The following is an 11747-nucleotide window of genomic DNA, read 5'->3' on the forward strand; positions in this document are numbered from 1 at the left end:
GAAGCGGTGCGGTCACCACCACCGTGGCGCACGCCGCGCCCGCGCGCGAGGCGAGCGCGTGCGCCCGGCGCACGGCCGGGGTATCCGGCGCTGCAGATCGCGCCGGACACCCCGGCCGTCGTCAGCCGGCCTCCACCGGCACCGACAGCGACAGCGCGAACCGCCCCTCCTCGTCCGTCCACCAGTGCGTCATCCCCAGCCCGGCGGCCGCCAGCTCGGCCCGTACCCGCGGCTCGCGGAACTTGGCCGAGATCTCCGTGCGCAGTTCCTCTCCCGGGGTGAAGTGGACGGCGAGGTCGAGCGCCGGGATCTTCGTGACGAGCGCGCCGCGGGCGCGCAGCCGCATCTCGATCCACTCCTCCTCCGCGTCCCACACGGCGACGTGGTCGAAGGCGTCCGGGTCGAAGTCGGCGCCGAGCTCGCGGTTGATGACGGTGAGGACGTTCTTGTTGAAGGCGGCGGTCACGCCCGCCGCGTCGTCGTAGGCGCGCACCAGCGTCCGCTCGTCCTTCACCAGGTCCGTGCCCAGGAGCAGGGCGTCGCCGGGGGCGAGCCCGGCGCGGACGGCGGTGAAGAAGGCGGATCGTTCCCGCGGGCGCAGGTTGCCGATCGTGCCGCCGAGGAAGGCGACCAGGCGGGGCCCGGGCGTGGCGGGCAGCCGCAGCCCGTACTGGAAGTCGGCGACGAGGGCGTGCACCGTCAGCCGCGGATGGTCCGCGAGCAGGCCCTCCGCGGCGCCGGTCAGGGCGCTCTCGCTGACGTCGACGGGCACGTAGTGGTCGAGCGAGTTGCGGGAGGTCAGGGCGCCGAGGAGGTGGCGGGTCTTCTCGGAGGAGCCGGAGCCGAGCTCAACGAGCGTCCGGGCGCGCGTGGCCGTGGCGATCTCGTCCGCGCGGGCGATGAGGATCTCGCGCTCGGCGCGCGTCGGGTAGTACTCGGGCAGCCGGGTGATCTCGTCGAACAGCTCGCTGCCGCGCGCGTCGTAGAACCACTTCGGCGGGAGCTCCTTGGGCGTGCGTGTCAGGCCCGTGGCGACGTCGGCGCGCAGGGCGGCGGTGGTCGCGTCGGCGGGGAGGGTGCGGGTCAGGGCGAACGGGCTCACGGGCGGGGCTCCTTGAGCGGTGTCAGGGTGACTGCGGTGCGGGTCGCGGTGAGCAGGGTGCGGTCGGGGACCTCGGTCCAGCGCGGGTCGTCGTCGTAGGGCTCGGAGGCGACGGCGGTCCGGCCGGCCGGGTCCGCCAGGTACCAGAGCGTGTCGCCCCAGGCGGTGGCGGCGATGTTGGTGCCGTCCGTGAGCAGGAGGTTGAGCCGGGAGCCGGGGGCGGCCTCGGCGAGCTCCGTGACGGTGTCGGCCAGGGCGCCGCCGGGCGGGTCGCCGCCGCGCAGCCGGTGCTCGGCGAGGGCCCAGACGAGGGCGGAGTCGCAGCGGGCCGCGAGCCGCAGCAGCGCCCCGGCGGGCAGCAGGGCGGCGAGCGGCGCGGCGCTGTCCGGCCAGCCGGTGATCGCGCCGTTGTGGCTGAACAGCCAGGGCCCGGAGGCGAAGGGCGCGGCGGCGGCCTCGCCGTCCGCGTCCGCTCCGGTGGCGTCCCGGACGGCCGCGAGGAGGGCGCGGGTGCGGACGACCCGGGCGAGGTCGGCGAAGGACAGGTCGGCCCAGACGGGCCCGGCGCGCCGGTAGCGCGCGGGCACCGGGTCGCCGTCCGCGTACCAGCCGATGCCGAAGCCGTCCGCGTTGACCGTGCCGTGGCGCTGCCGGCGCGGCGCCCAGGACTGGCGCACGAGCGAGTGCGGCGGGTCCGCGACGCTCGCGCCGAGGGGCTCCGGCGGTCCCAGGACCGCGATGTGCCGGCACATCAGGCGGGCTCGGCATCGCGTGCGGTGCGGAACCCGGCGAAGACCTGCCGGCGGACCGGCAGGTCCCAGTTGCGGAAGGTGCCCCGGCAGGCGACCGGCCCGACGGCGAAGGACCCGCCGCGCAGCACCTTGTGGGCGCTGCCGAAGAAGACCTCCGAGTACTCCCGGTAGGGGAAGGCCCGGAAGCCCGGGTAGGGCAGGAAGTCGCTGGACGTCCACTCCCACACGTCGCCGATCAGCTGCCGGACGCCCAGCGGCGAGGCGCCCTCCGGATACGCCCCCACCGGCGCCGGCCGCAGGTGGCGCTGGCCGAGGTTGGCGTGCCCGGGCGTGGGGTCGGCGTCGCCCCACGGGTAGCGCCGGGAGCGGCCCGAGGCGGGATCGTGCCGGGCGGCCTTCTCCCACTCGGCCTCGGTGGGCAGCCGCCGCCCCGCCCACGCCGCGTACGCCGCGGCCTCGTACCAGCTGACGTGCAGCACCGGTTCGTCCGGCGGTACGGGCTCGACGGTGCCGAAGCGCCGCCGCAGCCAGCCGGAGCCCGAGCGCCGCCAGAACAGCGGGGCCGTCAGCTCGTGCGTGCGGACCTGCCGCCAGCCTTCCGGGTGCCACCAGCGGGCGTCGCCGTAGCCCCCGTCCTCGATGAAGCGCAGGTAGGCGCCGTTGCTCACGGGCAGCGTGTCGATGAAGAACGACGGGACGAAGCGGTGGTGGGCGGGCCGCTCGTTGTCCAGCGCCCACGGCTCGGACGAGGTGCCCATCGTGAACGGGCCGCCCTCCACCAGCACTTCGGACGGCAGCCGCGCGGTGTCCGGCGCGGCCGGCGGCGGCTCGGGAGCGCCGAGAGCGGCCGCCCCCCGCCGCAGCTGATGGGTGATCAGCATGGTCTCGTCGTGCTGCTGCTCGTGCTGGGCGATCATGCCGAACGCGAAGCCGGCCTCGACCAGCGGCCGGCCCTCGAACGGGATGCCCTCCAAAACCTCCAGCACCCGGCCGCGGACGTCCGCCACGTAACTGCGGGCCTCGGCGGGCGGCAGCAGCGGCAGCCCGGGCCGCGCCGCTCTCGGGTGCCGGAACGCGTCGTACAGCGGGTCCAGCTCGGGGCGCAGCGCCTCGTGCCCGCCCACGGCGCGCAGGAGCCACTGCTCCTCCTGGTTGCCGATGTGCGCCAGGTCCCACACCAGCGGCGACATCAGGGGCGAGTGCTGGGCGGTCAGGTCGTGGTCGTCGACACAGCCGGTGAGGAGCCGGGTGCGCTCACGGGCGCCCAGCAGGGCGTCCGTGGCGCGCCGGCGAAGGACGTCGGGGTCCGGGCCGGGGGCGGTCATGCGGTGCTCTCCTTGCTCCCCCGGACCGGCTCGCCGCGGAGGCGGTCCAGGAGGTCGTCAGCGGGACATCGGCCGCGGTCGACGTACCGCCCGGTGAAGGCGTCGACGGCCTCCAGCACCCGGGGCGCGGCGCCGAGCCGGGGGAGGGCCTCGCGGGCGGCGGCGAAGCAGACGGCGGCGGCCGCGCGCAGCTCGGGGTCGGCCAGCCCGTGCCGGGAGGCGGCGCGCCACAGCGCGTTGCGCGGAGCGGGCTCCTGGCCCGCCGTGTCGGCCAGGGCCTTCACGGTGCGGTAGGCCGTCTCGGCGGCCACCGGGTCGTCGAAGAGGGCGGCCGTGACCGCCAGCGGCACCACCCAGCCGTCCTCGCCCGGCTGGGCGTCGATCATGCGCAGCTCCAGGTGGCCGCGGGGCCGCACCGGGGGGAACAGCGTGGAGAGGTGGTAGGTCACGTCGTCGTCGGTGGCCGGGCGGGGCCGCCCCGTGCGGATCCAGCTCCGCAGGTCCAGCCCCCAGGGCGGCTCCCACCGCCCTCCCGGCGACCGCAGGCACATGATCCGGGCGTCCAGCGCGTACGCCGCCCACGCGGCCCGCGGGTCCGGGTCCTCGGCCGGGGCCAGCGTGCGCCCGGGGTCCATCCGCTCGTAGCAGGCCTGCCGGGTGGAGCGCCAGCCGGTGGGGCGGCCGCCGTCGAGCGGGGAGTTGGCGAACGCGGCGACGAGGACCGCGCCCAGCAGGTGGGCCAGGCGCCAGCGCCGCCCGAAGCCGAGCGGCCCGGGCTCCTCGTGCCCGGCGTCCACGCACACCTGCACCGAGGCGGTCTTCGTCATCATGGTGCGCCCGGCGCCGTTCCAGTGGGCGTAGAAGTCCTCCATCGCCCGGTAGCGGGGCGTGGTGAGGACGCGGCGCGGAGGGTGCCAGGGGTCCTTGCCGTAGCCGGCGAGGGAGAGTCCGAGGGAGCGGAGCGCGGGGCGGGCCGCGGCCAGATCGGCGGAGACCTCCTCCACACAGGCGGTGAGGGACTCCGCGGGCCGGGAGCTGAACTCCAGCTGCCCGCCGGGCTCGATGGTGATCAGGGAGCGCAGCGCCAGGGTCCGCAGCCGGTCGGCGGCGGCTGCCAGGCGGCGGGGGGAGACGGGCCGGCGGGGATCCTGCAGGTCGTGGACGAGCCATTCCAGTTCGACACCGAGGAAGCGCGGCGGGCCCGTCTTGAAACAGATCCCATGGATCAGCGCCTCCGCCTCCGCTTCGTCGACCACGCGGGGCGGGCCCGCCCTGCCGGACCTGATGTCGGTCACTGTCCGTACCTCCGTTCGTGCCGGATGGTCACCCCAAACATTGTGGCGAGCACTTGACCCGGCCGCCAGAGGACGGTCTACGGTCCCCGCGTGACCGTAGAACAGGTGACCGCCGACGTCTTCCTCCCCGCCACCTACGCACGCGGCGTGCCGTACGCGCGCTTCCGGGAGTTGCGCGAGCACAGCCCGGTGTGCAGGATCGGCGAACCCGCCGTCGGCCCCTGGCCGCCGGGGCCCGGCTTCTGGGCGGTCTTCCGGCACGCCGACGTCAAGCACGTCCTGCGCAGCCCGCAGCTCTTCTCCTCGTACCTGGGCGCCACCCAGCTGCGCGACCCGGACACCGAGGCCGACCTGCGGTTCGTCCGGGCCACGATGCTCAACCAGGACCCGCCCGCCCACAGCCGGCTGCGCCGGATCGTCGCGGCCTCGCTCACGCCGCGCGCCGTGCGCGAACTGGAGGACGTGATCGAGGCGCGGGCCCGGGCGCTGGCCGACGGCCTCGCGGAGCGCGGCGAGGCGGATTTCGTGGAGCTCTCCGCGGACCTGCCCGTCCGGACCCTGGCCCACGTCCTGGGCGTACCCCAGGAGGACCGGGCCCTGATCTACGACTGGGCGAACCGGATCGTCGGATACCAGGACACCGACTACGCCCTGTCGGACACCGCCGCCCGGGCCGGGCTCACCCCCATGGGGCGCGCGGCCCTGGCCCGCCGCCCGGCCCCGGGCACCCGGCCCGACGGCTACCGTGCCAGCCCGCGCTCGCGCGAGGCCCTCGCCGACATGTTCCACTACGCCCACGCCCTGGCCGCCAGGCCCGCGCCCGGCAGCGTGATGGCGCTGATGCGCGAAGCGGGCCTCACCCGCGAGGAGTTCGAGATGATGTTCTTCCTCGTCGCGGTCGCCGGGAGCGAAGCACCGCGGAACGCCATCCCCGGAGGCCTGCTGGCGCTGCTCGACCACCCCGGCCAGCTCGCGCTCCTGCGCGCCCGGCCGGACCTGATCCCGCCGGCCGTGGAGGAGATGCTGCGCTACTGGACGCCGGTCGTGCACTTCCGGCGCACCGCCGCCCGCGACACCGAGCTCGGCGGGCAGCTCATCCGGCGCGGCGAGAAGGTCGCCGTCTTCCACCCGTCGGCCAACCGCGACGAGCGGGTCTTCCCGGACCCGGACCGCTTCGACATCACCCGCACGCCCAACGACCACGTCAGCTTCGGCGACGGCCCGCACTTCTGCCTGGGCGCCCACCTCGCCCGCGCCCAGATGCGCGCCCTGCTGCGGGCGCTCCTGGACCGGCTGCCCGTCCTGGAGCGGGCGGGCGAGGCGGTGCGGCTCACGTCGAACTTCCAGAACGGTCTCAAGCACCTGCCCGTACGGACTGCATGAACGGCTGGGCAGTGTGCACGGGTCAGGCGGCGTGAATGGTCAGATGGCGAAGAGGTCGGTGAACGGTGACGTGGCGTCGGCCACCGTATGGCCGAACGGCGAGTTGAAGTCCCAGATGAGGAAGAGCAGGAAGGCGATCAGGGCGCTGTAGAGGCCGGCCAGCAGCAACTCGCGCGGCGAGCGCCTGATCTGCAGCGTGAAGATCAGGCCCACGGCCACCAGCGCGCCCGCGACCAGCCCGAACCACACCACGCCCGGCATGGTGTCGCCCGCGTTCTGCCCCCGGGTGTTGCGCGCGGCGTCCGCCGCTCCGGCCTGGTCCAGCAGCGGCTGGTAGGACTGGCCCTCGTGGTCGTTGCGCGGCTCGTACGAGGTGAGGTCCTCGCGCACCTTGTCCAGCAGCATCGCGCCGCGGTCGGTCAGCTCGCCCTGCTTGAGCATGACGGGCCACTCCTTGTGGACCACGTACGTCACGTACGAGTTGACGTCCTCGCGGACGCGGTCCCGCGCCGCGGGGGCGTAGACCTGCACCCGCTCGGTGATTTCGTGCAGCGCCTGGGCCTCGGCGCGGACGCCGTCCTGGGCGCCGTTGCGGGCCTCCCAGACGCCGGCGATGGCCAGACCCAGCACGATGGCGTAGACGACGCCCACCATCATCGTCATGTACTCGATGACGTCGGGCGTCTCGCTCGGGTCGTCGTGCTCGCCGAGCCTGCGCTCCCTGAGCACGGTGATGGTCAGTACGACCGCGCATGCCGCGCTCATGGCGATGACCAGGACCAGCCACTCGGACAAGGAAAACCTCCGGAGAACGAGAGCGTGAGGACGGGCGGAAGGGCGTGGAGGCCGGGGGGCCGCCGGCGTCAGGCGCGGCTGCGCCCGCCGCCGCCTCCCCGCGGCCGCAGCGCCGCCGCGGCCAGCACGGCGGGGGCGGTCAGCAGCAGGGTGGTGGTGACCAGCGACGCGCCGCTCTTGGGCGGTGGCGCGGCGGACTGGTGATAGGCGCGCGGGATGACGTGCGGGGGTGTCGGCGGCGGGGGCTCGGGGGCGGCAGGCGCTGCACTGAGCGGTGCCGCCGCAACGAGCTGCGGCGGTGGCGGGGCGGGGTGCGCGAGGGGCACGGGGAGGGGCGGGGCCGGAGGCGGTGGAGGCGGCGGCAGGTGCCGGGGAGGCGGCGGTACGGGGCGGGGCGCGGGCGGGAGCGGGAGGGGTGCGGACGGGGTGACCGGGCGCGGGGCGCGGCCGCACCCGATGACGATCGTCGCGAAGGCCGCACCGTCACCGGCGCTGAGGATCAGGCAGCCGGGCTCGCTCCGGATCGCTGCGGCGGCCGTGCCGTCGCCCCTGTCACCGGCCGCCACGCGCAGGCGGCCGGATCCGGGAGTGCGGTCGCGGCCGGGGATGCCGTCGCGGCCCGGGCCGGACTCGATGACGGCGGATCCGGCGCGGAGGCGGTGGAGGGGCGGGGGACTGCCGGTCAGGCGCTGGTCATCCGCCCGGTGCTGCTCCTCGGCCCGGTGTTTCCCCGAGGCCCGGCCCTTCACCCCGGCCCGGTCGTGCTCCCCGGCCCCATCGTTCTCACCGTCGTTCTCACCGGCCCGGAGGGAACGGTTCGCCGGTCCCCGGCCGGAGCCGGGATCGTCGCCCGGGGCGGACGCCGCCCCCGCCGCCGCCCCTGTGGTCGCCAGCACGGCCGCGAAGGCCACGATCCCCGCACGCCCAGCGCGCACCCATCCGCTCACGGGGAGAGATCCTGCCGGTTGGCCGGCCCCCAACTGCCCCGTGGCGGGGGCAATCCCATCGAAGGGATGAAGAACTGTGTGTTTTGTGTGGGGGATTCACCCCCGGAACTCCCCGTGCCGCCCCGCGCCCGCCGCGAAGCGCGCCGCCCCTGCGGCGGCTCCGGGCAGCGACGCCACCCCGTGGCCGAACTCCGCGGCCATCGCCCGTTCCTCGCCGAGGCCCTCCTGGTCCAGCACGGAGGCGCGGTCGCCGCGCAGGCAGTCCTGGGGGAAGCGGGCGATCTCCGCGGCGAGTTGCTCCGCGGCCGCGCGGGCCGTGCCCGTGGGGACGACGCGGTTGGCGAGCCCCATCGCGTACGCCTCGGGTGCCGGGACCGGGCGGCCCGTCAGCACCATGTCCAGGGCGCGGCTCGTCCCGATGAGCCGGGGCAGGCGGACGGTGCCGCCGTCGATGAGCGGCACGCCCCAGCGGCGGCAGAAGACGCCGAAGACGGCGTTCTCCTCGGCCACGCGCAGGTCGCACCAGAGGGCCAGTTCCAGGCCCCCGGCGACGGCGTGTCCGCTGACCGCCGCGACGACGGGCTTGGACAGGCGCAGCCGCGTGGGCCCCATCGGGCCGTCGCCGTCCGGCGCCACGCGGTTGCCCCGCTCGCCGCCGAACGCCTTCAGGTCGGCCCCGGCGCAGAACGTGCCGCCCTCGCCCCACAGCACGGCGACGTGAGCGCTCTCGTCCGCCTCGAACGCGCGGAACGCACCGGCCAGTCCGGCGGCGGTCCGCCCGTCCACGGCGTTGCGCACCTCCGGGCGGGAGAGGATGACGGTGGTGACGGGACCGTTGCGTTCGGTACGGACGGTCACTGCTCCTCCTCGGCCCGGGCGCGTTCCAGGACCGGCTTGAGGTCCGTGCCCGGGGGGAGCGTGCCGTAGGCGCCGCCCCAGTCGCCGTCCAGCCGGGAGGCGCAGAAGGCGTCCGCGACGGCGGGCGTGCTGTGCCGCACGAGCAGACTGCCCTGCAGGACGAGCGTCAGCTGTTCGGCGACGCGCCGGGCCAGGAGCTGGGCGCGGCCGGGGTCGGAGAGCGACCCGAGCAGGTCCCGCAGGCGGTTGGCTGCCGCGTCGAGCCGGGCGTCCGCGCCCGCCGCCGCGCCGACTTCGGCGAAGTAGGCGTCCAGGGCGGCGGGTTCCCTGGTGAGCGCGCGCAGCACGTCCAGGGCGGCGACGTTGCCCGAGCCCTCCCAGATGGACAGCAGCGGTGCCTCCCGGTAGAGCCGTGGCATGCCGGACTCCTCGACGTAGCCGTTGCCGCCCAGGCACTCCAGTGCTTCCGCGGCGTGCGAGCTGCCGCGCTTGCAGACCCAGTACTTGCCGGCGGCGAGCGCGAGCCTGCGGAGCGCGGCCTCGGCGGCGTCGCCCGCCTCGGAGCGGTCGAGCGCCGCCGCCAGCCGCATGGCCAGCACCGTCGCGGCCTCCGACTCCACGGCGAGGTCGGCCAGGACGTTGCGCATCAGCGGCTGGTCGATCAGCCCGGCCCCGAACGCCTTGCGGTGCGCCGCGTGGTGCAGGGCCTGCCGCAGGCCCGCGCGCATGCCGGCCGCGGAGCCGATGACGCAGTCGAGCCGGGTCATGTTCACCATCTCGACGATCGTGCGCACTCCGCGGCCGGGCTCGCCGACCGGCCAGGCAACGGCCCGCTCGTACTCGATCTCCGCGGAGGCGTTGGAGCGGTTGCCGAGCTTGTCCTTCAGCCGCTGCAGGCGCATGGCGTTGCGGGTGCCGTCGGGCAGCACGCGCGGCATCAGGAAGCAGGTCAGCCCCTCCGCGGCCTGTGCGAGGACGAGGAAGACGTCGCTCATCGGCGCCGACGTGAACCACTTGTGGCCCGTGACGACGTACGAGCCGTCGCCCGCGGGCACGGCCGTGGTGGTGTTGGCGCGGACGTCCGAGCCGCCCTGCTTCTCCGTCATCGACATGCCCGCGATCAGGCCCTGCTTGCCGAGCGGGGGGCGCAGTCCGTAGTCGTAGGTGCGCGAGGCCAGCAGCGGTTCGTAGACCGCGGCCAGTCCGGGCTGGGCGCGGAGCGCGGGGACGGCGGCGTACGTCATCGAGACGGGGCAGCCGTGGCCGGGTTCGGCCTGGGCCCACACGTAGAACTTCGCGGCGCGCACCAGGTGGGCGCCAGGCCGGGCCTCGGCCCAGGGGGCGGCGTGCTGGCCGCTCTCCACGGCGGCGTTCATGAGGCGGTGCCAGGCGGGGTGGAACTCGACCTCGTCGATGCGGTGGCCGTAGCGGTCGTGCGTGTGCAGCACCGGCGGGTGCGCCTCGGCCATGCGGGCCCAGTCCTGCACCTCCTCCGACCCGGCGCGCGCGCCCAGCTCGCGGACTCCGGCCTCGCCCCACGCGCCGCCGTCGCGGCGCAGCGCCTCCAGCAGCGCGGGGTCGTCGGCGGTGGTGAAGCCGGTCAGGGGCGGGGCCTGGTTGAACACTTCGTGGGTGGCGCTCACGGCGACCTCCTGGGCGGTGGCATTACACTTTCATGATGCGTGATGCGAGACCGTAATGGATAGGGTGTGGCCGGTCATGGACGAATCCCTTTCGCTGCGCCCCCTGACCGCCCGCTCGGTCGTGCTCTCCACGCTCCTGGGGCACCACCCGCCCGCGCTGCCCGCCCGTGCCCTCGTCCGCGTCGGGGAGCTCTTCGGCACGGCGGAAGGGACCGTCCGGACGGCCCTGACCCGGATGGTCGCCGCGGGCGACCTGGAACAGCACGACGGCACCTACCGCCTCACCGACCGGCTCATCGCCCGCCAGGCCCGCCAGGACGACAGCCGCGCGCCCCGCACTCGCCCCTGGAACGGCGGCTGGGAGATCGCCGTCGTCACCGCAGACCGCCGTTCCGCGGCCGACCGCGCCGCCTTCCGCCAGGCCATGGCCGCCCTCCGCCTCGGCGAGCTCCGCGAGGGCTGCTGGATGCGCCCCGCCAACCTCCTGCGCGACCGGCCGCCGGTCGTCACCGCCCAGTGCACCCTGCTCACCGGCGCCCCGGAGGGCGATCCGGCGCGCCTCGCGGCCGCCCTGTGGGACCTCGACGGCTGGGCCTCCCGCGCCCGCCTCCTCGAATGCGCCCTCCGCGAGGACCGCACGGCGGAGCTCGCCGAGCGCTTCACGGTCTCCGCCGCCGTCCTCCGCCACCTCCTGGCGGACCCCGTCCTGCCGGAGGCGCTGCTCCCGGCGGACTGGCCCGGCGAGGGGCTGCGGCAGCGCTACGAGGCCTTCGACCGCGACTTCCGCGCCCTGCTGCGGCGGCACATCGGCATATGAGCACGGCATCTCGGCACAGAGGCGAGGGCATATGCCGCATGAATATGAGCACTCTGTGACAGTTCTGCCGCCCGGAGGGCCGCGCGGCGCACGAGCACACGGAAGGGAACGATACTGTCCGCATGTCACGGGTGCTGCTGATCGAGGACGACCGCGCGGTGCGGGAAGGCGTCTCCCTCACCCTGCGCCGCCGCGGCCACGAAGTGGAGGGCGCGGCGACCGGTGAGGCCGGGCTCGCCGCCATGGAGACCTTCCGGCCCGACCTCGTCCTGCTCGACCTCATGCTGCCCGACAAGAGCGGCTTCGAGGTGTGCCGCCGCATCAGGGCCACCCAGCAGATCCCGATCATCATGCTCACCGCGCGCGGCGACGACATAGACGTCGTCCTCGGCCTCGAAGCCGGCGCCGACGACTACATCGTCAAGCCCGCCCGCGGCGAGGTCCTCGAAGCCCGCATCCGGGCCGTGCTCCGCCGGGCCGCCCCCGGCGACGGCGGCCCCGACCCGGCCGCCCTGCAGCCCGTGGAGACGCACGGCGACCTGACCATCGACCGCAAGGGCCTCCTCGTCGCCAAGCACGGCCAGGACCTGCCGCTCGCGCCCTCCGAGATGAAGCTGCTGCTCTACCTGTCCGCGACCCCGGGCCGCGTCTTCAGCCGCCAGCAGCTCCTGGAGCACGTGTGGGAGCACAGCTACCACGGGGACGCCCGCCTCGTGGACGCCTGCGTGATGCGGCTGCGCACCAAGGTCGAGGACTCCACCCGGTCGCCGAAGTACATCCAGACCGTCCGCGGCTTCGGCTACCGCTTCGGGCCCCTGTGAGACGGCCCG

Annotated in this window: 11 protein-coding genes; 3 read left to right on the forward strand and 8 right to left on the reverse strand. The window is 75.2% G+C overall.

Features of this window, described 5'->3' with window-relative positions; genetic code table 11:
* Nucleotides 1-121 precede the first annotated feature (121 nt).
* The 4 genes from egtD to egtA are packed head-to-tail and all read right to left on the reverse strand — an operon-like array spanning nt 122 to nt 4474.
* A complete protein-coding gene (gene egtD, locus ACFZCD_RS20525) occupies nt 122-1102 on the reverse strand; it encodes an L-histidine N(alpha)-methyltransferase (RefSeq protein ID WP_391832782.1) in 981 nt (326 codons plus the stop codon).
* Nucleotides 1099-1854: an ergothioneine biosynthesis protein EgtC gene (egtC, locus tag ACFZCD_RS20530; protein ID WP_391832784.1), complete on the reverse strand. Its 756-nt coding sequence runs from the start codon at nt 1852-1854 to the stop codon at nt 1099-1101. The genes egtD and egtC overlap by 4 nt, the downstream gene beginning before the upstream one ends.
* Nucleotides 1854-3179: an ergothioneine biosynthesis protein EgtB gene (gene egtB / locus ACFZCD_RS20535; RefSeq protein ID WP_391832786.1), complete on the reverse strand. Its 1326-nt coding sequence runs from the start codon at nt 3177-3179 to the stop codon at nt 1854-1856. The genes egtC and egtB overlap by 1 nt, the downstream gene beginning before the upstream one ends.
* Nucleotides 3176-4474 carry an ergothioneine biosynthesis glutamate--cysteine ligase EgtA gene (gene egtA / locus ACFZCD_RS20540; protein ID WP_391832788.1) on the reverse strand — a complete coding sequence of 433 codons (1299 nt, stop codon included), beginning with the start codon at nt 4472-4474 and terminating at the stop codon, nt 3176-3178. Before egtA ends, egtB begins: the two co-directional genes overlap by 4 nt.
* A gap of 90 nt (nt 4475-4564) precedes the next feature.
* Here egtA and ACFZCD_RS20545 point away from each other — a divergent pair, with 90 nt between their 5' ends.
* Nucleotides 4565-5857 carry a cytochrome P450 gene (locus tag ACFZCD_RS20545; protein WP_391832790.1) on the forward strand — a complete coding sequence of 431 codons (1293 nt, stop codon included), beginning with the start codon at nt 4565-4567 and terminating at the stop codon, nt 5855-5857.
* A 39-nt stretch (nt 5858-5896) separates the two neighbouring features.
* Here the strand turns inward: ACFZCD_RS20545 and ACFZCD_RS20550 are convergent, their stop codons facing one another.
* The 4 genes from ACFZCD_RS20550 to ACFZCD_RS20565 form a co-directional block, all read right to left on the reverse strand.
* Complete coding sequence (locus ACFZCD_RS20550; RefSeq protein WP_391832792.1) at nt 5897-6652, reverse strand: hypothetical protein; 756 nt, start codon at nt 6650-6652, stop codon at nt 5897-5899.
* A gap of 68 nt (nt 6653-6720) precedes the next feature.
* On the reverse strand, nt 6721-7599 hold the full coding sequence (locus ACFZCD_RS20555) for a hypothetical protein (RefSeq protein WP_391832794.1): 879 nt from the start codon (nt 7597-7599) through the stop codon (nt 6721-6723).
* A gap of 96 nt (nt 7600-7695) precedes the next feature.
* Nucleotides 7696-8457, reverse strand: a complete 762-nt coding sequence (locus ACFZCD_RS20560; RefSeq protein ID WP_391832796.1) for a crotonase/enoyl-CoA hydratase family protein — start codon at nt 8455-8457, stop codon at nt 7696-7698.
* Complete coding sequence (locus ACFZCD_RS20565) at nt 8454-10100, reverse strand: acyl-CoA dehydrogenase family protein (RefSeq protein ID WP_391832798.1); 1647 nt, start codon at nt 10098-10100, stop codon at nt 8454-8456. The genes ACFZCD_RS20560 and ACFZCD_RS20565 overlap by 4 nt, the downstream gene beginning before the upstream one ends.
* A 76-nt stretch (nt 10101-10176) precedes the next feature.
* Here ACFZCD_RS20565 and ACFZCD_RS20570 point away from each other — a divergent pair, with 76 nt between their 5' ends.
* Both ACFZCD_RS20570 and ACFZCD_RS20575 read left to right on the forward strand, forming a co-directional pair.
* A complete protein-coding gene (locus tag ACFZCD_RS20570; protein WP_391832800.1) occupies nt 10177-10917 on the forward strand; it encodes a PaaX family transcriptional regulator C-terminal domain-containing protein in 741 nt (246 codons plus the stop codon).
* A gap of 122 nt (nt 10918-11039) precedes the next feature.
* Complete coding sequence (locus ACFZCD_RS20575) at nt 11040-11738, forward strand: response regulator (RefSeq protein ID WP_391832802.1); 699 nt, start codon at nt 11040-11042, stop codon at nt 11736-11738.
* Nucleotides 11739-11747 lie beyond the last annotated feature (9 nt).

Source organism: Streptomyces sp. NPDC008001, assembly GCF_042958085.1.
Lineage (GTDB): Bacteria > Actinomycetota > Actinomycetes > Streptomycetales > Streptomycetaceae > Streptomyces.

Excerpts from the sequence above, each read along its gene's own strand:
- egtC (WP_391832784.1), bottom strand. The coding sequence starts at position 1,854 with ATGTGCCGGCACATCGCGGTCCTGGGACCGCCGGAGCCCCTCGGCGCG.
- egtB (WP_391832786.1), bottom strand. The coding sequence starts at position 3,179 with ATGACCGCCCCCGGCCCGGACCCCGACGTCCTTCGCCGGCGCGCCACG.
- ACFZCD_RS20570 (WP_391832800.1), top strand. The coding sequence starts at position 10,177 with ATGGACGAATCCCTTTCGCTGCGCCCCCTGACCGCCCGCTCGGTCGTG.
- ACFZCD_RS20575 (WP_391832802.1), top strand. The coding sequence starts at position 11,040 with ATGTCACGGGTGCTGCTGATCGAGGACGACCGCGCGGTGCGGGAAGGC.